The sequence below is a fragment of the Promicromonospora xylanilytica genome (assembly GCF_054782895.1).
Window position 1 is genome coordinate 64779 of the sequence record NZ_BAAGRP010000004.1, and the last position, 21884, is coordinate 86662.

Below are 21884 nucleotides of genomic sequence, written 5' to 3' on the forward strand. Positions count from 1 at the left end.
CCGGGCCGGGCCGGGGCCGCACCGGGCTGGGCCGTCAGGCCACGGGCACCCGGAGCCGGCGCACCAGCGCGGCGGCCGCCTCCCGGCCCGCGCGGTTGGCGCCGACCGTGGACTGCGACGGCCCGAACCCGATGAGGTGGACCCGCGGTTCCGTGGCCGCCCGGGTGCCGTCCATCGCGATGCCACCCAGGTCGCCCCGCAGGCGCAGCGGGTCGAGATGCGCCAGGTCGGCCTTGAACCCCGTGGCCCACAGGATCGTGTCGACCGGGGTGAAGGTGCCGTCCGCCTCGCGGACGCCCATGGGCTCGATCGCGGTGAACATCGGCCGCCGGTCCAGGGCTCCACGCTGCTTCGCTGCGAGGGCGTACGGCGTCCAGGCCAGCCCCGTGTACGAGACGACGCTCCCCGTGGGCCGGCCCGCCGCGACGTCGGCCATGACCTTGGCGATGGTCTCGCGGCCCGCCGTCTCGGGCTGGAACCCGTCCTCGCGGAAGACCGGCTCCCGGCGGGTGTACCACCGGGTGGTCGCCACGCGGGAGATCTCCTCCAGGAGCTGGACCGCGGAGATCCCACCGCCGACGACCGCCACGCGCTGCCCCGCGAAGTCCTCGGCCCGCACGTAGTCGCGCGTGTGGAGCTGGCGGCCGACGAACGTCTCCTGCCCCGGGTAGCGCGGCAGCACCGGGTTGGTCCAGGTGCCGGTCGCGTTGATGAGGGCGCCCGTGGTCCAGGAGCCGCGGTCGGTGGTCACGACGAGGTCGCCGTCGGGGTCGTCGTCCGCCCGGTGCACCGCCACCACCCGGACCGGGCGGAGGATCGGCAGCGCGAACGCCCGCTCGTAGCCCGCGAAGTAGCGCGGGACGGCGGCGCGGCTGGGCTCCGTCGTGTCGACGGCGGGCTGCGACAGCCCGGGGAGGTCGAAGATGCCGTTGACCGTGGCCATCCGCAACGACTCCCACCGGTGCTGCCAGGCGCCGCCCGGAGCCGGGTTGGCGTCCAGCACCACGAAGGTGCGCTCCGCGTCCGGGTGATCCACGGCGCTCACGAACCCCCGACGCTGCAGATGGTAGGCCGCCGACAACCCGGCCTGCCCCGCCCCCACCACGACCACGGAGGCCGGTCGAATCACGTCGCTCACACCGGAGACAACACCGCTCCCGCGCGAATGTTCCGGCCCGTCCTACAGTGTGATCGCCGTGATCCGGCGCACCGCCTCCGTCACCGTCTCCCGGCGCGGCGCCTCCGTGTCCAGGGCGCGGTGGATCGTCAGGCCCTCGATCAGGGCGTCCAGCATCCGGGCGGTGACCGGGTCGAAGTGCCGCTCGAGGGCCGCGCGGGACCGCGCCATCCACGCGTTGGTCAGCTCGCGGTACGCCGGCTCACGGGCGGCCAGCGTGTACAGCTCGTGCGTCAGCACGAGGTCGCGCTGGGTGCCGAACACGTCCTGCGTGATGATCTCGACCACGGCGGCGCGCGCACCCGCCAGGTCGGTGGCCTCGCTCATGCGCTGCTCGAACCCGTCGCTCACGCTCCGCGAGAACCGCCCGAACGCCTCCCGCAGCAGCTCGTCCATCCCGGCGAAGTGGTAGGTCATCGAGCCGAGCGGCACGTCGGCGACGGCCGCCACCTTGCGGTGCGAGACGCCCGCCACCCCGGTCTCCGCGATGAGGTCGAGGCAGGCGTCGATGATTCGGTCCCGGCGGTCCGGGTCGTATCGACGTACGGTCATGAGGGCCACCATAGCGGGCGTTGTGTACGACCGTACGCTGGATGGGTAGGCTCGACGCATGCCTCTTCTCCCGGGCCCCGGCCCGCAACCCGCCGACCGGCGCGCCCGCGCCGCCGTCGCCGCCATGTTCCTGACGAACGGCGCCCTGTTCGCCAACCTGGTCCCGCGCTACCCGGAGATCAAGGCGGCCCTCGACCTGGACAACACGGTCTACGGCCTGGCCGTCGCCGCGTACCCGGCCGGGGCGATCGTCGCGGGGCTGGGCGCCGGCTTCATGGTCCGCAGGCTCGGCTCCGCCCAGGCGGCGGTGGCCGGCACCATCCTGACCGGCCTGGGCGTGCTCGCCGCGGGTCTCGCGCCGTCGTTCGGCCTCCTGGTGCTCGCGCTCCTCGTCGGCGGTGCGACGGACGCGCTCACCGACGTCGCGCAGAACGCCCACGGCCTCCGGGTGCAGCGCCGGTACGGCCGGTCGATCATCAACGGCTTCCACGCCGTCTGGTCCGTCGGCGCCGTGCTGGGCGGATCCATGGCCGCCGGGGCGATCGCGATCGGGCTGCCCATCGGCGTGCACCTGGGCATCTCGACGACGGTCTTCGCGATCGTCGCGCTCGTGGCGCTGCGGTTCCGCCTCCCGGGGCGCGACGGCGACGCGGACGACGGGACCGGGCCGGCGTCGGCGGGCGTGCGCGGCGCCGCCGTGAGCCCGCGCACCGTCGCGATCGTCGCCGCGCTGGTGCTGATCGCCATCGGCGGCGCCCTCGTGGAGGACGCGGGCAGCTCCTGGGCGACCCTGTACCTGTCCAGCTCGCTCGGCGCTCCCGCCGCGCTGGCCGCCACGGGGTTCGTCGCGCTCGTCGGCGCGCAGTTCGTGGGGCGGATGCTCGGCGACCGCATGGTGGACCGGTTCGGTCAGCGGACGGTCGCGCGGGGCGGCGGCGTGATCATCGCGGTCGGCATGGGGCTGGCACTGGCCGTCCCGACCGTGCCCGGCACGATCCTCGGCTTCGCGGCGGTCGGTCTGGGCAGCGCGACCCTGGTGCCCGCCGCCATGCACGAGGCGGACGAGCTGCCCGGTCTGCGGGCCGGTACCGGCCTGACCATCGTGTCGTGGCTGATGCGGCTGGGATTCCTCGCCTCGCCGCCGCTGGTCGGCATGGTCGCCGACGCGACCGGCCTGCGCTACGGCCTCCTGGTGGTGCCGACAGCCGGCCTGCTGGTAGTGCTCCTGTCAGCAGTCCTGAAAAACCGCCCCTCTCCCCAGCCTCGTTGAGTGCGGGATCTTCGCCCTGCCGACGGTCGTCGACGGGCGAAGATCCCGCACTCAGCGAGGGCTGGGTCAGTGCCAGGGGCCGAACGGGGTGCCCGGCTCCTGGTTGCGGGTCCACCACATGGCCTCGTACCGCCGGCCGTCGTGCTCCACCTGGTCACCGGCGTCGAAGATCCGTGTCGGGGTCCAGACGGCGGTGCCGTCGGCGGTCTCGGCGATCTCCTGCCAGGCTCCGTGCGGGTCGCCCGGCTCCTGACCCTGCGCCCACCAGGACGCCTGCCAGCGCGCACCCTGGTAGGTCACCTCGTCACCCGCCGTGTACACGGCGCCGGCGTCCCATGCGGGCACCGCCGGCCCCTCGGGCAGCGTGAACGTGCTGACGGCGCTCCGGGTCACGTGGCCGGCGGGGTCGCGGAGCTCGACGTACCACTCGTGCTGCACGCCGCCCTCCACCCCGTCCAGCCGCACGGACATGGTCTCGGCACCCACCGCGGTCTGCGGCTCGCCGACCTGCTCCCTCGGCCCGGCCGCCACGGTGAGCGACTCCGCCGCGAGGGTCCGGGTGGTGGTGCCGCCGAGGTCGATCTCCAGCGCGAAGTTCTCCGTGTCTCCGCCGTGGAAGCCGGGGATCGCGCCCTCCGGCACCTCGTGGTGCCAGTTGCCGTCGGACGTGGCCTTCTCCAGCAGCGGCGACCAGGTGTTGAAGTACATCAGGTCGTTCTCGGTGTCGACGCTGATGTGCTTGAGGTACTCCTGCCCGCCGTAGACGCGTGACTGGTAGTCGGTCAGCACGCCGTACGCGCGGTTGCCGCCCGCGGTCTCCCGCGACGCGACGCCGGTGCCCGCGACGTGGCCGCCCAGCACCAGCTTGACGTTCGGGTGGGGGTCGACCAGCTCCCGCGTCACGTGGGCGTTCGACCAGGCGTTCACGCCCTGGTTCACAGAGTTGTGGTTGGCGAGGATCACCGAGTGGTCGGGGTGCGACTCGATGACGTCTCTCGCCCACGCCAGCCCGGGGTCGTCCGTGTTGTCCGCGGAGAAGAACCCGACCGTCAGGAGCAGCAGCCGCGCCCCGTCGATCTCGGCCGTGTAGTAGTAGTTGTCGATGTTGTCGCTGCCCCCGAACCGCCAGGGGCTGCCCTCCAGGCTCTTCTCGAACCGCTCCATCGGGAAGTACTTGGGCAGCATGACGCGGCCGTTGCGGTTGTTCTGGTAGTCGTGGTTGCCCCACGAGATCAGGTACGGCAGGCCGGCGTCCTCCAGCGCCCTGGCCGACGGCTCCGCGTTCACCCACTGGTACTCCTGCGAGAGGTACTCGCGGTTGACCCAGTCACCGGCCTGGATGACCAGCTCGGTCTTGCGCTCCTGCGCCACGTCCGCGACGTACTCGAACTGGTGCGTCATGAGGTCCGGCGTGGCCTGCGCGTAGAGCTGGGAGTCCGGCACGTGGTCGAACGCCCAGTCGTACCGGTCGACCGTCGGCAGCGCCTCGATGTCCCGGCCCTCGCCCTCCGGCAGGGCCGTCAGACCCCGCCAGACGAGCAGGTGCAGCTTGCCGTCGGCGACGACGTTCTCGTCGGCGCGGGCGGTCACGTCCAGCGCGACCGCGGCGCCGTCGGCGTCCGACCGCGAGTCCTTGAGCAGCCACCGGCCCGCCGCGTGGTCGTACACGTGGGCGGAGACGGTGCGGTCGTCGCCGGCACCCGACCAGGTCAGGTGGAACTCGTCCTGCGCGGCCTGCTCGGCCGTCAGGGAGATCTCGTAGACCTGGAACGGGTTCTCGTTCTCGCCCACCGTGGTCGGCAGCAGCTCACCGGCGGCCTTCCCGCTGGCGGGCGTGAGCGCGTCAGGCACCCGGTCGGGGGTGCTCCCGCTGCGTACCACGACGTTCGAGTCGTCGAGCGGGATGGTCGGGCCCGCGTAGAAGGTGGCCTCGACCCGCTCCCGGTCCTCGGTGCGCGGCGTGGCGGACAGGGTGACGCCCTCGTCGGAGGCGGACGAGGCGTCGTCGCCCACCTCCGGCGCGGCGGGCGCGACCGTGTCCTCGACGGTGACCGCCACCTCGGCCGGCTCCGCCGTGTCCCTCGGCCCGCCGACGGCGGCGGCGCGCACCGTGAGCGTCTGCTCGCCGATCTCGTTCACGGGCACGCGCACCGTGAACGGCCCGGCGTCGACCCGCTCGGTGTGCACCTTCTTGCCCGCCACCTCGGCGGTGAGCACCGCGCTGCGGGTGACCGACCCCGTCACGTCGACCAGGCCGGCCTCGAGCGTGCTGCCCGCGTGCGGCGTGCCCACGATCAGGGTCACGGGCTCGTCGGCCCGCTCGACGCGCTCGCCGTAGGTCACGGCGTCGCCGAACAGGTTGGCGAACCGGAAGGCCTCGAAGTCCGGGGTGAACGCCACACCCGCGATCTGCACCTCGTCGACCAGGCCGTGGAACGGTGCCCGGAGGCTCCCGTCCTCGGTGTGGACGTCACCGATCGTCGTCTGCACCGCGGGGTCGGAGAACGTGCTGCGGTACTCGACCATCTGGCTGTGCACCTCCCGGCCGTCGACGAACACGGAGTACGTCATGCCGTCGTACGTCTGCGTGACCAGGTGCGGGTCGCCGTCGGCCGGGAAGCCGAACCGGTGGTTCAGGTCGACGTCGCCGAACTCGAAGCTGTTGCCGGCCAGCCGGGTGCCGACCTGTGGCCCGTCGGGCCGGACCCCCTGCCAGAAGGTGGGCCGCCCGGCGGCGCTCTCCTTGGCGATCACCGCCGCGGGCGAGCCGAGCTCGGCCAGGTCCTCCTCGGTGAGCGAGTAGACGCCGCTGATCGCTATGCGGTCGTGGTGACCGCCCACGTCGCCCGGGTACTGCAGGCGCGAGCCCGCGAACCGTGCCTGGCCCGTGCCCCGCTCCGACGTGTCGGCGGCGAGGTCGTCGCCCACCACGAGGCCGGCGTGCTGCCCCGTGGAGTCGGTGCGCCGTTCACCGCTCGCGGTGGCGCCGCCGAAGTGCTCGACGAGGGTGTAGTCCTCGCCCCAGACGGCCGTCGGGTCGTTGGCCGGGGCCGAACCCCCGAAGTAGGCCCACACCTGCTGCGCCGAGCCGGCGGCCAGGCGCGGCACGCGGACCCACACCGTCGACGTCGCCCCCGGCGACCAGGTCTCCACCTCGAACGGCAGGGGCGCACCGTCGGCGGCGAAGAACGACAGCTCGTCCCGCTCGACGTCGGGTGCCGACGGGATGCGGAGCTGCACCGGCGTACCCGTGAAGTCGGACCGCGTGTCGTTGCGGACGGTGACCGCCTGGCGGGCCGTCGCGTCCGGGTCGGCCCAGGCGACCGTCTTGCCGTCGGTCGAGACCAGGCCGGCCAGCTCGCGCAGACGGCGCTCGACGGCCTCCAGCCGGGGCAGCCCCGTCAGAGCGCCCCGCTGCGCCTCGGTGAGCCCGTCCACGGCGGCGCGTACCGCGGCCACCGCGTCGGCGTCGGCGAGCGTCACGTCGTCGGCCGCCGGCAGCTCGTCGATCCGCACCCCGACCGGGGACAGCTCGCGGTCGATGCCGAAGCCCTCGAACAGGCGCGGGACGCCGCGGTCCCGGATGTCGTAGACGTTCACCGTGAGGCGGTCGGCCGTGACGTCGACGGCCGTGAAGTTCTCGCCCGCCTGCTCGCCGGTGCGGTCGAACAGCCGCAGGTAGGGCTCGAGGTCGACACCCTGCGGGTTGGTGGCCTGCGTGTAGTGCTTCGCGCCGGCGGTGTTCGGCAGGAAGTAGATGGTGCCCTCGGGATCCACGGCGTACTCGATGCGCTTGCCGTGACGGACCTCGGTGATCTTCGTCGTCTCGACGGCGCGCGCGCCCTCCACCCCGTCGGGGTCGGCGGCCAGGACCTTGGACCGGCTCATCACGTGGTCGTGCCCCTGCAGCACCAGGTCGATGCCCAGCTCGTCGATCACCGGCACGAGGGTGCGGCGCATCGCCATCACGTCCTCGTCGTCCAGGTGGGTCGCCGTCGTGTACGTGCCCTTGTGCATGGCCAGCACGAGCCACCTGGCGCCCGCGGCGCGGGCCGCCTCAGCGTCGGCCTTGAGCCAGTCGAGCTGCTCCTTCGAGATGCCCTCCGACCCGCCCTCGTTGGTGTTGAGCACCATGAAGTGCGCCTGGTTGTACGTGTACGAGTAGTACACGCCGTCGGACCGGTCCTGCTCCTGCGGGCCCTCCAGCGTGAAGTGGTCGGCGAACGCGTTGGTGTGCCGGTCGTGGTTGCCGGACGCCGGCGCGAGCGTCGTGCCCAGCAGGCTCGGACGGGCGGAGTCGAGCAGGTCCTTCCAGTCCTGCTCCCTGCTGCCGTCCTCGACCAGGTCGCCGTTGTGCACGACGAACTCGGCCTCCGGCACGTGCTTCAGCGCCTTGGCGATGGTCTGCGCGGAGAGCTCGGCCTCGGCCAGGTTCTGCGACTGGGTGTCGGTCAGGTCGACGAACGTGAAGTCCTCGTCGCCGCCGGCGGCCGTGACGAACGTGCCGGTGGCGCTCCAGACCTGCTCGGCGGCGTCACCGACGCGGTAGTAGTAGGTGGTGCCCGGCCGCAGCTCGCGGGCGATCGCGCGGTAGAACGTCTCGCCGTCCTCGCTCTCCTCGCGCTGCGCCTCGATCTCGAGCGTGGCGGAGCCCTCGGGGAACTCGCGGTCGGTGCTCAGCACCGCGACGGCGCTGTCCGTGTCCAGCGTCGAGTACCAGGTGAACGCGCGCTGCGTGCCCGGGTCGCCGTAGAACGTGGTGGTGATCCGGTTCGGCGCCTCGGCGGCCGAGACGTACTTGGGCACCGGGTGGCCGAGCTCGGCGTCGAACCGCCACTTCTCGACGAAGTCCCAGCCGCGGGCCACGTAGGTGGCCTGCTGGGCGAGCACGTCGGGCGTCGTGTCGGTGCCGTGCTGGTTCCGGGTGCCCGGGCCGGACACCGTCTCGCCGCCGACGGTGATCTCGGCGTTCGCGAGGTTGTCCTGCGCGGTCCAGCCGTCGTAGCCGGTGTAGCCGACCACGCGGCCCGCGAAGCCGTCGACCTTGCCGGTGTAGTCGATCGATCCGGACAGGGCGACGTTGCCGGTGAACGAGCTCCCGGCGCTCGGGTTGCCGGGGTAGGCCACGACGTGCGCCGCGTCGATGCCGCGGGTGCCCGCCGCCCCTCCGTCGGCGGCGACCGTGAGGTCCACCTCGGCGAGGTTGTTGCGCACGGTCACGGCGTTGTTCGAGTAGGCGACGAGGCCGGCGGGCATCTTGTGGGCGCTCATGGAGCCCTGGACCCAGTTGTCGGTGACGCTGCCGCCGCGCAGCTCGGCGACCAGGCCGGCCACCTTCTCCGCGCTGGTCGCGGTCAGCTCGGCGTCGACGACGGTGTTGCCGGCCAGCGTCGCGTTCGTGGCGACGACGGCGAGACCGGCCACGAACCCGCCGCGGGTGCCGCCGTCGGCCGTGACGCCCTCCAGGGTGAGGCCGCGGATGGTGCCGCCGGCGAGCTGCCGGACCAGGCCGAGCCGGTCGGCCTCGCCGCCCGCGCTCTCCTGCGGGGCGTAGACCAGGTCGCTGATCGAGTGCCCGGCACCGTCGAGGACACCCTCGAACCGGTTGATGCCGCCGAACGGCTCGCGGCCGGCGAAGTCGAGGTCGGCGGTCAGCACGAAGTGCCTGGCGCCGGTGTAGCGCGCGTTGCCGTCGTTGAGCTGCGCGGTGAGCAGCTCCAGGTCCTCGGCCGAGCCGATCTCGTAGGGCTGCTCCGCCGTGCCGCTGCCGAACAGGGTGGTGGTGTACCGCGGCACGGGGTGACCCAGCGCGTCGTCCCAGCGCCAGGCGTTGGTGAAGTCCCAGCCGAGCGCGTCGTAGGTCTCCTGCCGCGCCAGCTCCTCGGCCGTGGCGTCCGTGCCGTGCTGGTTCTTGGTGCCCGGCCCTGCAACGATGTCCCCGCTGATGGTGATGGCGCCGTTGGCGAGGTTGTCCTCGGCGGTCCAGCCGCCGTACTCGGTGAACCCGATGACGCGGCCGACGAAGCCGTCGACCTTGCCCGAGTAGGCGATCGAGCCGGACAGCGCGACGTTGCCCGCGAAGGTGCTGCCGTTGGGCGAGCCGGGGTAGCCGGCGATCAGCCCGGCGTTGTTGCCGCGCGTACCGTTCGGCCCGCCCGGGACCACCATCGTCAGGTCGGCCGCCACCAGGTTGTTCCGCACCTGCGAGTCCTGGTTGACGTAGGCCGCGATGCCGCCGGGCATCTCGCCCGCGCTCAGGGAACCGGTCACGAGGCTGTCCGCGATGGTGCCGTTGTGCAGCTGGGCGACGATGCCGCCCACCTTCTCGGCGCTGTTCGCGACGAGCTCCGCGTCGGTCACCGCGTTGCCGGTCAGGGTGGCGTTGGTCGCCACGACGGCCACCGCGCCGATCCAGCCGCTGCTGGCCCCGGCGTCGGCCCGGACGCCGTCGAGCGTCAGGTTCCGGACCGTGCCGCCCTCCAGGCTGCGGATCAGGCCGAGCCGGTCCGCCTCGCCGCCCGCCGAGGCGTCGCGCACGAGCTCGAGATCGCTGATCGCATGGCCGGCGCCCTCGAGCGTGCCGGTGAACGTGTTGATGCCCCCGAACGTTCCCCCGCCGAAGTCGATGTCGGCGGTCAGCCGGTAGGCCGACCCCCCGTACGCACCCGGGTCTCCGTTGATCGCGCCGGCGACGGTGCGCAGGTCGTCGGCGGAGTCGATCTGGTACGGGTCACGTGGCGACCCCTCCCCGTCGATCCCGGGCAGCGGGTCGGCCGCCTGGGCGGCGGGCAGGCCCGATCCGAGGGCAAGGGCGACGCCGAGCGCCGCGGCGACAGGCGCCAGCAGACGTGGACGTACTAGGACATGTCGAGGCATGTCGCGAGTTCATCCGCCGGCGTTTAATACCCACCGGCCGGCACATGACGGCACGGTGAACAATCCATCACCTTCCGTCCGCCCCCGTGCGGAACACGCGGGCGTACGTCGTCGCCGCCTCGTCCACCACGGACCGGTCGATCGAGGCGACGGCGGTGGTCCCGACCAGCAGCGGCTCGCAGTCCGGTCCCCGGCCCGCGATCTCTCCGGTGAGCGCCCACGGGTAGCGCTCCGGCGACTGCAGGTGCGCGTACTGCCACAGCTGCCGCGCCAGCCAGTGCTCGACCTCGCGGTCCCACCACGGCTCGGGCGTCAGCGGGTTCACGCTGAGCCCCGGGAGCAGGCACCCGCTCTCGTGGTCCCGGCTCACGGCGGCCGCGTCGGCCACGGGACCCGCGCTGAACCGCACGTAGAGCGGCGAGACCGCCGCGACGAGCTGCGCCAGGTCGGCGATCGAGCGCAGGTGCGGCACGCCGGGCAGCATCCCGGACTCCTCCATCACGGGCCTCCTCTCTGCACCGTCTCCGTCTGCACCGTCTCCGTCTGCACCGTCTCCACCGTCGTTCCCGTCGAAGCTCAGGCCGCGCCCGCGGCACGGAAGCGCAGGCCCAGGTGGTCCATCGTCGCGGGCAGGGGGTCGCGCGCCAGATAGCGGCCCCGTGCGACCCGCAGGTCCTGCGCGACCAGGCGCGTGAGCAGGTGGGAGGCCACGAGCAGCACGAGGTTGCGCCCCGGGCACGCGACAGGCCCGCCGCTGAACGGGATCAGGCCCCAGTCCGCGGCGTTGCGGCCGTCCAGCCAGGCCTCGGGCACGAACGCGTCCGCGTGCGGCAGCCGGGCCGGGTCACGGTGGAAGAACGAGCTGACGATCGCGAAGCCGGTACGAGCGGGCAGGGTCCGGTCGCCCCATTCCGTCGGGCCGGTGGAGTCGCGCAGCACGACCAGCGTCGTCGGCCACAGGCGCAAGGACTCCAGCACGCATGCCCGCGCGTACGGCAGGACGGCCGGTCGCGTGCCGCCGGGCCCGGCCGGCTCCGCCTCCACGAGCAGCCGCTCCCGCACCCCCGGCCGGGCCGCTGCCATCGCGAGCGCCCGCAGGGTCGCCGCGCCGGCGGCGTCGAACGCGAAGAGCCAGTGCGGCACCTGGCCGACGGCGGTGGCGGGGCCGCACCGGTGGGCCACGGCGGCGAGGCAGCCGGCCTCGGGGGCCAGGACATAGGACGAGATGCGGGCCTCCAGCTCCTCACGGAGCCGGGACCTGCGCGGGCGCAGCCAGGCCCAGTTCGCGTCGCGGCGCAGCGCGTCGAGCACGGCCACGAGCTCGCGGTCCCCGCGGGCCTTCGTGCCGAGCACGACCTCGAGGACGATGCCCCACCACGCGTCGGTGAAGGACCGGGCGTCGAGTCGTCCGGTCGAGGCCAGCTGCTCGGTCAGCTCCGCCGCGCCGCGGCGTACGGCCTCGACCACGGCTGCGCCGTCGTCGTGCACGGGCTGCTCGGTCTGGAGCACCTTCTCGTTGAACGGGCGGCGGTGCCAGCGCTCGGCCGTGGAGGAGATCAGCACACCCTCGGGCTGGAAGTGCGCGAGGGCGGCGTACTTCTCCCGGGTGGCCGGGGTGAACGGTTCGGGCGAGCCCTCGAGCAGGCGGCGCACGTCCTCCGGCTCGGTGACCACGACGATGCGGCGTGGCCCGACCCGCGCGACGAGCGGCGCTCCCCCGTGCCGCTCGCGCAGGCCGCCCAGGACGGCGCGCGCCGTGCGGTCGGTCTGGCGCCGCTCGGCCCAGGCCGTGGCCCGCGGGCGGCGCACGATCGCGCCCTGGGCCACCAGCGGTGCGAGCACCCGGCCCAGTACACGCGTCGTCTCGCCGACGGTCAGGTCGACGGGCGTGGGGCTCATGGCCCGCTCAGCGGTTGGGCTCCGCCTCGGAGATGTCCGCGAGCGCGGACGACGGGTCGCGCGTCACGGCGAGGTCACCGATCGCGACGATCCCGACGGCGACGTCACCGTCCATCACGGGAACGCGGCGGACGGCGGCGTCACGCATCACCTGGACGGCGGTCTGCGCGGGGTCGCTCGGGCCCACGGTGACGAGCTGTTCGCTCGAGACCTGACCGACCGTCGCATCGAGGCCGAGGCCTTCGGCGAGGCCGCGGACCACGAGGTCCCGGTCGGTGACGATCCCGACGATCCTCGCGTCGGACTGGACGATCAGGGCGCCCACGTCCTCGGTCGCCATCGCCCGGGCGGCGACCTGGATGGAATCGGACACGTCGACGGCGGTAGGCGCTGGGGTCATGACATCGGCGACAGTCTGGACCATGTTTCTCTCCTGACTCGATAGGGCCGACGGCGGGCTGCTTCACCGACACGTCCACCATGCCTCGGCGGCCTGCCGCTCGCATGCGCGTGCGTCCGGTCAGACGCCCACGCTGTCGGTGATCTCCGCGCCGGTGCTGATCCGTGCGCAGTGGCTGCAGCAGTAGGTGGTGTCGTTGGCCTCGACCCCGTGCCCGAGCACCGTGCAGCCGCAGTGGGCGCACCGTGGTGCCATGGCCGTGGCCGCGCACTCGAACGAGTCGAAGACGCCGGTGGACCCGTCGTCCTTGGTGATGGTGAACGTGTGGGCGTACTCGTTGCCGCACTTGTCGCACGTAGCCATGTGCTTCCTCCTTGTTCTCCTGCTGTCTCTGCTGTCTCTGGTGTCTGGTGTCTGCTGTCTGCTGTGTCGCTGCCCGGCTTCATTTCTCGGGCGGCGGGACGGGCTGGGCCGCGAGCGCTGTGGCGACCGCGTGCAGGTTGTGGGCCATGAGGCGGCCCGTGCCGTGCGACCACTCGTGCCCGTGCTCGGTCTGCGGGTAGTCGGCGCCGGGGCCTGGGCCCTGGTTCCAGTAGGTCCAGGACTGGCCGGGAATCGTGTAGCCGATGTCGCAGAGCGCGCCGCTGATCTCGGAGATCACGTGGTGCGCGCCGTCCTCGTTGCCGGTCACGACCACGCCGGCCACCCGGTTGTAGGCGACGGGGGTGCCGTCGTCGGCCGTCTCGGAGAGCATCGCGTCCATGCGTTCGAGCATGCGCTGGGCGATGGACGAGGGGCGTCCGAGCCAGGTCGGGGTGACGACGACGAGGATCTGGGAGTCCAGGAGCCGCTCGTGCACGCTGGGCCAGGGGTCGCCGTCGCCCAGGTCGGTGACCACTCCCGGCGGGACGTCGAGGTCGGCGAGCCGGACGTGGTCGACGGTCACGTCGAGATCCCGGAGGGCGTCGGCGACCACGGACGCGAGCGCCTCGGTGTTGGAGGGTTCGGGGGACGGCTTGAGCGTGCAGCTGACGAAAAGGGCCTTCACGGGACACCTCGGCAGGGTTGATCGGCAGCCGCTTCTGGACCTTCTCCAACGTAACGCCGACCAGGTCCGCTTGCCGCTCGGTGCGTGCCGTCAGCGGCGCAGGGCGTCGGCGCCGCGGGCGAGCTGGAGGACGAGCGCGCCCGCCACGAGGTAGTCGTACTCCGACGAGCGCCGGGCGGTGCGGACCGCGTCGCGGAGGTGTTCGATCGACTCGTCGAGCCGGGTGACCGCCTCGGCGGCTTCCGTGGCCGCTGCCTGCTCGTCGGCGGCGTCGCGGGGCACCGCGGCGCGCAGGGCCTCGGCGTAGGCACGCAGGCTGCCCGCGAAGTCGGGCCTGAGCTGCTCCCCGAGGGCTACGTCGTCCCGGCCCTCCCGTTCCCACTCGACCAGCAGGCGCACCGTCTCGTCGACCACCTCGGCGGCGGTGCCGAGCGAGCCCGCGCGCCGGGTCTGCGAGGCCACCCAGTGCTCGTTGCGGTTGTACCGCACGCGGACGTTCGCACGGGAGGCCTCGCGGGTCCTCGCGACGGCGTCCCGCGCGCGCTCGACGGTCGGCACCAGCTGTCTGCGGCGGCGCTCCCACTCGTCGGGCTCGAGCGGGCCGTTGCGCTCCAGCCAGCTCGCGAGCGACTCGACCTGCTCGGCGAGCCCGTCACGCAGGCGGCCGAGCGCGAGCTCCGACGGTGTGAGCGGCAAGGGCGGGAGCAGCAGGTTGACGCCGATGCCGATCGCGGCGCCGACGACGATGAGGCCGGCGTAGGAGCCGACGTAGTCGGCCCCGTCGCCGTCGCCGAGGATGAGCACGAAGATCGCCGACATGACGGCCCAGTTGCCCATGTCGCCGAAGATGCGCCAGCTCACGCACAGCAGCGCGAGGCCGACCACCACGGCGAGCTCCAGCAGGCCGGGCAGCGGCAGCAGGGCCACGGTGCGGGCGATGAGCGCGCCGACCAGTACGGCCGCGACGGACTGGAGGGAGTCGCGGACGGAGCGCACCACCGTGCTGGTGGTGGCGAGCACGGCCCCCAGCGGCGCGTAGTACGGGTACTCGGCGAACGGCGCGGGTGCGACGAGCCCCACGAACCAGGCGAGGCTCGCCGCGAGCGCCCCCTTGACCGCGAGCGCCCACCGGGGGTGGCTCAGCCAGGCGCGGTGCGCCGCGGCGAGGGCTCCGCGCGGCCGGGGCACCGTCAGCGACTGCCGGAAGTCGATCACGTCTCCGCCTCGCACGGCTCGGTCTCGGCGGCTCAGTCGTTCGGCGCTGCCTCGGAGATGTCCGCGAGAGCCGACGTCGGGTCCCGTTCGGCGGCCAGGTCGCCGATCGAGACGATCCCGACGGGCTCGTCGCCGTCCATCACGGGGATGCGTCGGACGGCGGCGGCGCGCATCAGCTCGACGGCCACCTCCACCGGGACTCCGGGACCGACGGAGACCAGCTCCTCGCTGGCCACCTCACCGACCATGGCGTCGAGCCCGAGCCCTTCGGCCAGGCCGCGGACCACGAGGTCCCGGTCGGTGACGATGCCGACGGTGGTTGCTCCCGCCTGCACGACGAGCGCGCCGACGTCCTGGGCGGCCATCGTGCGGGCGGCGGTCTCGAGCGTCTCGGACATACCGATGGTGGTGGGCTCGGGGGTCATGACATCGGCGACGGTCTGCTGGACCATGTCGCGCTCCTTCCCTCGGTGCTCGGTGCGGCGTCCCTGGGCAGGGGCCGACGGCGGGCTGTCACCGGCCCCTCCACCGTGCCGCGCGGGGGTGTCGCTCGCATCCCGTCGGTTCAGATCAGGGCGCTCAGCAGCCGGGCGCAGCGCGGTGGGTCCTCCGTCAGTCCGTGCGCCAGGCCCCAGAGCCGGTAGTCCGTGATCCGCCACAACGCCCAGGCGCGCGCCAGCTCGGCGTCGAGACCGCCGGCATCGACCAGGAGGTCCAGCTGTGCGGGGATCTCGGCGTCGGCCACCTCGTCGACGCGGTGCCAGAGCACGTCCACCGCCGTCCGCTCCACGTCGCCCCGCCGCAGCACGGGGTCGACCACGCACCAGTGCCCGTCCGGGTGGCGCAGCACCTGGTCGAAGTGCAGGTCCGCGTTGACCGCCACCGGCTCACGGTCGCCGGCCAGGATCACGGTCGCGGCGTCCGTCGCGACGTCGAGCACAGTGCGGTCGAACGGCCTGCCGAGGCGTTCCCAGACCGCGCGCAGCCTCGGGATCAGCTCGGCCACGTCATCGGAGGTGTGTCTGAGCCCGGCGGCTCGATCGTCTCCGGCGGGGACGGCGAGGCGACGTGCTGTCCGGCCGATCTCGGTCATCGCGACGTGCAGCGGCACGTGGGCGAGAGAGGTGTCCGGGTCCAGCCGCTCCAGCAGCAGCACACCTGCCCCGGGATCGGCGGCGAGCTCCGCGACGACGCCGTGGCCGTGCCAGAAGCGCAGCGCCGCGGAGAGCGCGGTGACGTCGTCGGGCGGGGGTGCCAGGCGCAGCACCGCCGCCAGCCCGTCGCGGCGCACGGGCACGACGAGCGCGTTCGATCCGTGCCGCGGCACCCCGTCGACCGTCAGGTGCCAGCGCTCACACCACCGTCCGACCAGGTGCGGGAGGTCGGCGAGCCACTGTCTCTCCTGCGCGGTCGCGTCCCACCACCGGGGCTTCGCGCGGAACGACTCGGGGACCTCGATCACGACGCCACGCTATCGCCGGCCAGGGATCGCCGGTCCCCCGTCCGGGAGTCCTCTCCCGCTTCCGGCCGGCGCCCTGCAGGGTGGACGACGTCGGACCACGCGCCGTGGCCGCCGTCGAACTCAGAAAGGACCGACCATGCCATTCGCCAACCTCAAGGTGCCCGCGGACACCCTCACCGCCGAGTCGAAGAAGAAGCTGCAGGACGCCGTCACCGACGCCTTCGCCGACGTGTACGGAGAGCGGGCGCGCCAGACCACGCTCGTCGTCCTCGAGGAGGTGGCCGACGGCGGCTGGAGCCTGGGTGGCACGATCCTGAACGCGGAGGTGCTCGGCCGGAGCTGATGGGGTGGGCGCCGCCCTGCCTCAGCGCCGGTCGGCGTACCGCTGCAGCCGCGCCTGCGCTGCCGGGTAGGGCGTGGCCGGCGGCGCCTCCCCGCCGTCCCGGACGGCGGTCGCGGCGGCGACGGCCGCGTCGATCGCCGCCCGGTAGGGCAGCGACCCGGTGCTCACCCGCCGGACACCCAGGTCACCCAGCCGTTCCAGCGAGAGGCCGGGCACGGCCAGGACGTTGAGCGGCAGCGGGAGGGCGCTCGCGAGCCGTTCAAGGACGTCCGGCTCCGTGGCACCGGGCACGAAGATGCCGTCGGCCCCCGCGTCGACGTAGGAGCGGGCCCGGTCGAGAGTGGCTTCGACGGTCGCGTCCCGGTTCAGCCAGTAGGTCTCGACGCGTGCGTTGACGAACACGTCCGGTGCCGCCGCCTTGATCGCGGCCACCTTGGCGGCGTGTGCCGCCGGGTCGACGAGCCCCCCGTACGTCGAGTCCTCGATGTTGACCCCCGCGAGTCCGACGCCGGCCAGCACCGCGACGAGGTCAGCGACCTCGGCCGGGTCGTCGCTGTAGCCGTCCTCGAGGTCGGCGGTCACGTAGGCGGGCAGCGCGTGCAGGCGGCGGACCAGGTCCTCGGTGGCCTGACGGCTCGTCCGACCGGCGTCGGGCGTACCGACGCCGGCGCTGACGCCGAAGCTCGTGGTGCCCACCGCGGGGAACCCCGCCTCGGCGAACGCCAGGGCGGAGGCGACGTCCCAGGCGTTGGGGAGCAGGAGCGGGCGGGGGCCGGTGTGGAGGTCGGCGAAGGTCATGGGGTCAGGGTGCCACCGATCCTCGAGTCAGCCGCGACGTTCGCGCCAGCGTTCGGCAGACGCTTCGTACAACACCTCCACTGCCGACTCGGGTGTCGTTGCACCGTCAGCACTTGCGCGCGCCCGCTCAATCTCGCCATACCCCGGCTCCCAGCGCAGGTGGGGCGGAACCAGGAACTTTGGCCGGTTGAAACGAATAATGAGCAGATCGAAGAGCACCCCGACAAACAAGAGTCCGATACCGAGCACGGCTCCGTACCAGGGCTGCACTCCGTACGCCGCTGGTACGGACCGCTCATCAAGGACGACGGCGATCCCGGCCAACGCAACTCCCCAGCACGCAAGGCAAATCATGGGAAAGCCGCGAACCATTGCCCGGGCCTTCTCAGGATCGCTCGTCAGCGCCATGCCAATGCCGTTCGAGCACGATCGGCTATCTGAGAACTTCCGGCCCAGAGCCGCATCATCATTACCGTAAGGATTGCGGTACTCGTCACCCATACAGCAGACAAGAACAGCGTCATATCGGAGTCCCATTCAATCCCGTCTCGACCGCCTGGAAGCCGCCGAGATCTTACCGTTCACCATCCCGCTACCCTTGCTTGCAAGGTAGGCGCCGAAGAAGGCACCTGCTTGCGCACCGGCCCACGCACCTCCCAGTCCGGCCTCGAGGTCCAGGCCGGCTTGGACGGTCGCCAACTTGGGGTCCGAGCTAACCCCGCACCGCAGGGTTCGCGCGCTCCAGGTTGAGCACCAGCTCCTCCCGCCTCTGCCACCCGGCGCGGACCCACGCGGGCTGCCCCGGGGCGTTGCGCCAGGACTCGCTCAGCGGGCTGTGGTCGGCGGTGTCGAACCCGAGCTGGTCGTACAGCCGCGTGACGACCTCGACCGCCTCCGGGTAGTCACTCGACACGGCCAGCGCCACCCGTTCGGGGTGGCCGGCCGGCCGGGCGGCGGCACGCAGCCGTTCGTGCTGGATGTGGGTGAACGCCTTGGCGACCTTGGACTGCGGGAGCTGCTCCTGGCGTAGCTCGTGCACCGTCCTCTCGCCCGAGTCGATGACCGGGATGTGGCCGTCACGCCAGACCATGTAGTTGTTGGTGTCGAGCACCACCTTGCCCGCGAGCTCGTCGACGGGAAGGTCGTGGACCACCCTGAGGGGGAAGGACAGGATCACGATGTCACCCGCCGCGGCGGCCTCCGCGGCCTGCGCGGAACGCGCCGCCGGGCCGAGGTCCTTGACCAGCTCCTGCAGCGTCTCCGGTCCTCGCGAGTTGGCGATAACCACCCGGTAGCCACGCGCGACCGCCGCGCGTGCGATCTCGCCACCCATGTCGCCAGCGCCGATCATCCCGATCGTCTCCACGGCTTCCTCCTGACGATGCCGATGAGGCGTGGTCCGCCTCGCTGCTCGTCACACTAGGAGCGCCCGTTCGGGCCGACCAGAGCCGTCCCGGACCCGGGGTGTGACAGGCCCCCCTCTGGACGGCCACGCGCCGGGCGATCTGAAGCAATTGGCGGACCATCCCTCTCACTTTCCCGAAGTGGACGCCCCCGTCCGTTAGCGTCGCCGCGACAGCACGAACAGCGAGCAGCACAGGAGACGGACGATGCGAGCAGTGGCGATCGAGCGGTTCGGCGACCCGAGCGGCATGACGGTCAGGGAGGCCGCGACGCCCACGCCCGGACCCGGTCAGCTGGTGATCGAGACCGAGGCGATCGGGGTGGGTGGCGTCGACGCCGTCATCCGCCGCGGGACGCTCGCCGGGTACGGGCTCACCGCGGGACTGGTCCCCGGCAGCGAGGTCGCCGGCACGGTGACAGCGGTCGCCTCCGACGTCGACAGCTCGTGGCTGGGCCGCCGGGTCTGGGCATTCACGGGCCTCGGCGGCGGCTACGCCGAACAGGCGCTCGCGCGGGTGCCCGACGTCGAAGCGCTCCCCGACGAGCTCTCGCCGGTGGACGCGGTGACGATCGGGAGCTCGGGACCCGTCGCGCACTTCGCGCTGGCTCACGCGCACTTCGCGGCCGGTGAGTCGGTGCTGGTGCGCGGGGCGGCGGGGAGCATCGGCATCGCGGTCGTGGAGCTTGCCGCACGCGGTGGCGCGAGCGCCGTCGCGGTGACGACGTCGTCGGCCGCGCGTGGCAGCCGGCTCCGGGAGCTCGGTGCCACCCACGTGCTCGACCGGTCCGGCGACGGCGACGCGGACGCGCCGGCGCAGTACGACGTGATCATCGACATCGTCGGCGGTCCCGATACCCCCGAGTTCGTCGATCGGCTTGCGCCGAACGGACGGCTGGTCGTCGTCGGCGCGATCGCGGGCATGCCGCCCGCCGACTTCGGCACACGGCTCCTCAGCGCGTTCCAGCAGTCCCGTTCGGTCGCGACGTTCAGCCTCGACACCATTTCGACGGCGGACCGGAACGCCGTCCGGACCGCCCAGCTTGCCGCGGTGACGCGCGGTGAGCTCCACGCCGTGGTGCACGACGTGCTCCCGCTCGACCAGGCGGCCGACGCGCACCGCCAGATGGATGCGGGCTCGGTGTTCGGGCGGATCGTCCTCGTGCCCTGACGATTGACCGTGTGCCCGCCACACGGTTTGTACTGCTGCCATGGAACCCACCACTGACGCAGTCCCGAGGACCGAACGACCCGGTTGGCCGGAGATCGCTGTCGGGATCGCCGCGATGGCCGTGGTCGGGCTCGGGCTGCCGATCCTGGTCTCTGGCCAGGTGGACCTGGCCGGTCCGCTCGGTGGAGCCCTCCTGGCCTGCCTCTCCGGGATAGCGGGGCTCGCCGGGTTCGCGGCGGCGGCAGCCGTGCGACGCCGCTCGTGGCAGTCGTTCGGCCTCCGCCGTACGAGCGCGCGCTGGCTGTGGTGGGGTGTTGCCGGCGGCGTGCTGGCCCTGCTGGCCAAGGGCCTCATCACGCCGCTCTTCCTCCAGCTGACGGATGCCCCGACCGACACCCAGGCCGGCTACGCCGCGGGTGCGAGCAGCGGACCGTGGCTCCTGGTGCTGACCGCGATCGGACTGGTGGTCCTGACGCCGATCGGTGAGGAGCTCCTGTTCCGCGGCGTCGTGACCACGGGCCTGCTGCGGTACGGGGCCGTGATCGCGACCGTCGGGAGCGCCGTGGTCTTCGCGCTCCTCCACGGGATCAACGTCGTGCTGCCGGCCGCCCTGATCGTCGGGATCATCACCGCCGAGCTCCGACGCCGCAGCGACTCGGTCTGGCCGGGCGTGGTGGTGCACGCGTTCAACAACTCGATCACGGTGATCGCCTACGCCCTGGTCCCGGGCATCGTGTGAACAGGGCCGTGCCGCCAGGAGATGTCAGCCTGCCGGATGCCGCGACGAGCCCGTCGGCGCGGTCCGGGCCGATAGGCGATCGCCCCGTCGCGGGCTCCGGTATGGCACCCGATCGAGTACCGGCTGCGAGGGACGCGCCCGCTGGCCAGTGAGCCCATTCCGACCGCCGGGGTCCATCCGGCGGCGGCGCCGGCCGGTTCGGGCGGTGCGGGCGCGACGGAGACATGGGTGTGTCCGGTCGGGGTCGTCGTCTCGACGGCGTGCCGGCCGTCGATCTCGGTCACCTTCTGCCGCCAGCCCGGTGCCTGCTTCGCGTGATTGCACCGGGCACACAGCCCTTGCCCGTTGTCGAAGCTCGTCTCACCACCCTCCGCATACGGAAGGACGTGGTCGAGGTGCCGCACCGGGGCGTCACACCAGGACGACGCACAGATGCCCTGCTCCCGGGCCCGCAACAACACCGCCAAGCCCTGCGGATGGAACCGTGACACCGACGTCGTCGCCAACAACCGGCCCCGCGGGTCGACGTAGATCGCACGGAGCCACGCCGCACCCGCGTCGATCCCGTGCGCCGCAAGGTTCCGCGCCACGGGAGCCGGGACACTCCCGACCCCTGCCGGCATACCCTCCGGCACCACGGCAGGCTCGCCACCACCGGCAAGCAGCGTCTGGTCCGAGACCAACAGATTGATCGTCACCGGCACCTCGTCCGCCTTACCCGGCGCACGCCCGGTGACCCGCTCGATCAGGGTGTCCGCCATGATCTGCCCCGCACCCCGCTCATCACCCGCCGCCTTGGCCGCCTCAGCGTGCGCCTTCAGTTGCGCGTACGCCTGCACGCCCTGCGCCATCGGGACCAACGCCGTCAGGTAGATCATCAGGTCGGGCGCAGGACGCACCGAGACGCGACGCTCCGTGACGGCCTTCGCGTTCCGCCTCACGCACGCGTGCACGTCGAGCTGCGCTGCAAGCTCTTTGATCTGGGCGATCAGCCGCTTGGTGCCCGTCCGGGCCAGGGCCGTCAGGTTCGCGGGCCCGCAGATCTGCTCGTCGATCTGCGCGCGGTGCTCCGGGGAGAGGTGAGACGTCTCCCGCACCAGGAGCGTCGCACGCCACTGCGAGAGGACACCGGTCCGTAGGGCGTCGAAGGTGTGCGGCATCTGCGTGAGCCACGCCCGGGCCGTGCCCAGGAACGCCCCGCCCGCGTGCGGGCTGGACTGCATCGCCGCACCGACCTGGTTGGGTACCCCACGACCCCGCCGCTCGGCCCGGACACCCTGCCCGGCCTCCTCCGACCGGGTCGCCTCGTCCAACGCCACCGCCAGCCGGCCCTGGACCGCGGCCACGGAGTTCTTCACCGCCTCGAGCTCGCCGAGCAGATCCACCCACTCGGCCCGCGCCTGCTTCGACGCGGGGCCGTCCGTGTCGGTGCCGCCTGGCAGGATCATGCTGGCCAACAGCTCGCGCATCACCCGGAGGTCCGCCGCGCGGGCGACCACTCCGTCGCCGACGGGCAGCACCGACCCGGGAGG

At 72.7% G+C, this 21884-nt stretch carries 19 protein-coding genes; 4 read left to right on the plus strand and 15 right to left on the minus strand.

Features of this window, described 5'->3' with window-relative positions; translation table 11 throughout:
• Positions 1–34 precede the first annotated feature (34 nt).
• Both ACYVK7_RS05260 and ACYVK7_RS05265 read right to left on the minus strand, forming a co-directional pair.
• Positions 35–1129 (minus strand): NAD(P)-binding domain-containing protein, encoded by a 1095-nt coding sequence (locus ACYVK7_RS05260; protein WP_460886937.1) that lies wholly within the window; start codon positions 1127–1129, stop codon positions 35–37.
• A gap of 51 nt (positions 1130–1180) precedes the next feature.
• Positions 1181–1729: a TetR/AcrR family transcriptional regulator gene (locus ACYVK7_RS05265; protein ID WP_460886629.1), complete on the minus strand. Its 549-nt coding sequence runs from the start codon at positions 1727–1729 to the stop codon at positions 1181–1183.
• Between the two features lie 58 nt (positions 1730–1787).
• Here ACYVK7_RS05265 and ACYVK7_RS05270 point away from each other — a divergent pair, with 58 nt between their 5' ends.
• Entirely contained in the window at positions 1788–2999 is a 1212-nt protein-coding gene (locus ACYVK7_RS05270) for an MFS transporter (RefSeq protein ID WP_460886630.1), read from the plus strand.
• A 66-nt stretch (positions 3000–3065) separates the two neighbouring features.
• Here the strand turns inward: ACYVK7_RS05270 and ACYVK7_RS05275 are convergent, their stop codons facing one another.
• The 9 genes from ACYVK7_RS05275 to ACYVK7_RS05315 all read right to left on the minus strand — a co-directional run bounded on the left by ACYVK7_RS05275 (position 3066) and on the right by ACYVK7_RS05315 (position 15899).
• A complete protein-coding gene (locus ACYVK7_RS05275) occupies positions 3066–9875 on the minus strand; it encodes a DUF2341 domain-containing protein (RefSeq protein ID WP_460886631.1) in 6810 nt (2269 codons plus the stop codon).
• 67 nt (positions 9876–9942) lie between these two features.
• Positions 9943–10374, minus strand: coding sequence for a DUF6098 family protein (locus ACYVK7_RS05280; RefSeq protein WP_460886632.1), 432 nt, complete (start codon positions 10372–10374; stop codon positions 9943–9945).
• 77 nt (positions 10375–10451) lie between these two features.
• Entirely contained in the window at positions 10452–11774 is a 1323-nt protein-coding gene (locus ACYVK7_RS05285; protein WP_460886633.1) for a cytochrome P450, read from the minus strand.
• A gap of 7 nt (positions 11775–11781) precedes the next feature.
• Positions 11782–12198 carry a CBS domain-containing protein gene (locus ACYVK7_RS05290; RefSeq protein ID WP_460886634.1) on the minus strand — a complete coding sequence of 139 codons (417 nt, stop codon included), beginning with the start codon at positions 12196–12198 and terminating at the stop codon, positions 11782–11784.
• A gap of 96 nt (positions 12199–12294) precedes the next feature.
• On the minus strand, positions 12295–12537 hold the full coding sequence (locus tag ACYVK7_RS05295) for a hypothetical protein (RefSeq protein WP_460886635.1): 243 nt from the start codon (positions 12535–12537) through the stop codon (positions 12295–12297).
• Between the two features lie 79 nt (positions 12538–12616).
• On the minus strand, positions 12617–13222 hold the full coding sequence (locus ACYVK7_RS05300) for a flavodoxin family protein (RefSeq protein ID WP_460886636.1): 606 nt from the start codon (positions 13220–13222) through the stop codon (positions 12617–12619).
• 90 nt (positions 13223–13312) lie between these two features.
• Positions 13313–14437 carry an FUSC family protein gene (locus ACYVK7_RS05305; RefSeq protein ID WP_460886637.1) on the minus strand — a complete coding sequence of 375 codons (1125 nt, stop codon included), beginning with the start codon at positions 14435–14437 and terminating at the stop codon, positions 13313–13315.
• A 32-nt stretch (positions 14438–14469) separates the two neighbouring features.
• The gene (locus tag ACYVK7_RS05310) at positions 14470–14889 is read right to left on the minus strand and encodes a CBS domain-containing protein (RefSeq protein ID WP_460886638.1); all 420 of its coding nucleotides are present in this window, start codon (positions 14887–14889) and stop codon (positions 14470–14472) included.
• A 113-nt stretch (positions 14890–15002) separates the two neighbouring features.
• Positions 15003–15899 (minus strand): aminoglycoside phosphotransferase family protein, encoded by an 897-nt coding sequence (locus ACYVK7_RS05315; RefSeq protein WP_460886639.1) that lies wholly within the window; start codon positions 15897–15899, stop codon positions 15003–15005.
• Between the two features lie 136 nt (positions 15900–16035).
• Between ACYVK7_RS05315 and ACYVK7_RS05320 the strand changes: the two genes are divergently transcribed.
• A complete protein-coding gene (locus tag ACYVK7_RS05320) occupies positions 16036–16242 on the plus strand; it encodes a tautomerase family protein (protein WP_460886640.1) in 207 nt (68 codons plus the stop codon).
• Positions 16243–16263: 21 nt separating this feature from the next.
• On the opposite strand, the gene ACYVK7_RS05325 is transcribed toward ACYVK7_RS05320, so the two are convergent.
• The 3 genes from ACYVK7_RS05325 to ACYVK7_RS05335 all read right to left on the minus strand — a co-directional run bounded on the left by ACYVK7_RS05325 (position 16264) and on the right by ACYVK7_RS05335 (position 18406).
• Positions 16264–17040 (minus strand): isocitrate lyase/PEP mutase family protein, encoded by a 777-nt coding sequence (locus ACYVK7_RS05325; RefSeq protein WP_460886641.1) that lies wholly within the window; start codon positions 17038–17040, stop codon positions 16264–16266.
• Between the two features lie 27 nt (positions 17041–17067).
• Positions 17068–17541 (minus strand): hypothetical protein, encoded by a 474-nt coding sequence (locus ACYVK7_RS05330; protein ID WP_460886642.1) that lies wholly within the window; start codon positions 17539–17541, stop codon positions 17068–17070.
• Between the two features lie 211 nt (positions 17542–17752).
• Positions 17753–18406, minus strand: coding sequence for an NADPH-dependent F420 reductase (locus ACYVK7_RS05335; RefSeq protein WP_460886643.1), 654 nt, complete (start codon positions 18404–18406; stop codon positions 17753–17755).
• Positions 18407–18650: 244 nt separating this feature from the next.
• Between ACYVK7_RS05335 and ACYVK7_RS05340 the strand changes: the two genes are divergently transcribed.
• Together ACYVK7_RS05340 and ACYVK7_RS05345 are read left to right on the plus strand one after the other, a co-directional pair.
• Positions 18651–19613 (plus strand): zinc-binding dehydrogenase, encoded by a 963-nt coding sequence (locus ACYVK7_RS05340; RefSeq protein WP_460886644.1) that lies wholly within the window; start codon positions 18651–18653, stop codon positions 19611–19613.
• A 40-nt stretch (positions 19614–19653) separates the two neighbouring features.
• Entirely contained in the window at positions 19654–20352 is a 699-nt protein-coding gene (locus ACYVK7_RS05345; protein ID WP_460886645.1) for a lysostaphin resistance A-like protein, read from the plus strand.
• Here the strand turns inward: ACYVK7_RS05345 and ACYVK7_RS05350 are convergent.
• Complete coding sequence (locus ACYVK7_RS05350) at positions 20325–21800, minus strand: HNH endonuclease (protein WP_460886938.1); 1476 nt, start codon at positions 21798–21800, stop codon at positions 20325–20327. The genes ACYVK7_RS05345 and ACYVK7_RS05350 overlap by 28 nt on opposite strands.
• Positions 21801–21884 lie beyond the last annotated feature (84 nt).